Genomic DNA, 608 nt, shown 5'->3' with positions numbered 1-608 from the left:
CTGACGTTGCTGTTGGTCGTGCTCAGTCCGGTAGACAGGCTGGAGATACCACTGGTCGCCGTGCTCAAGCCGCTCGACGTGGAAGTCGACAGACTGTCGATGCTGCTCGTCGCCGTGCTCAGACCCGACGACGTCGAGGTCGACAGGCTGCTCACATTGCTGTTCGTCGTGCTCAAGCCGGTAGACAGGCTGGAGATGCCACTGGTCGCCGTGCTCAAGCCGCTCGAAGTAGACGTCGACAGACTGTCGATGCTGCTCGTCGCCGTGCTCAGACCGGACGACGTAGACGTCGACAGGCTGCTCACGTTGCTGTTCGTCGTGCTCAAGCCAGTAGACAGGCTCGAGATGCCACTGGTCGCAGTGCTCAAACCAGACGACGTGGAGGTCGACAAGCTGCTGACGTTGCTGTTGGTCGTGCTCAGGCCACTCGAAGTCGACGTCGACAGGCTGTCGATGCTGCTCGTCGCCGTGCTCAGACCCGACGACGTGGACGTCGACAGGCTGCTTACATTGCTGTTCGTCGTGCTCAGACCCGTGGACAGGCTGGAGATACCGCTGGTCGCCGTGCTCAAACCGCTCGAAGTGGACGTCGACAGACTGTCGATGCT

General features: G+C 61.2%; 1 protein-coding gene. It reads left to right on the top strand.

The window, feature by feature from the left end:
- Positions 1-608, top strand: a 608-nt coding sequence (locus tag AC3WQM_RS32000) for a hypothetical protein (RefSeq protein WP_492683864.1), incomplete at both ends; no start/stop codon positions are given.

This window comes from Variovorax sp. FW301-JW7, from assembly GCF_058788795.1.
This window is presented reverse-complemented; position numbering and strand designations above follow the sequence as displayed.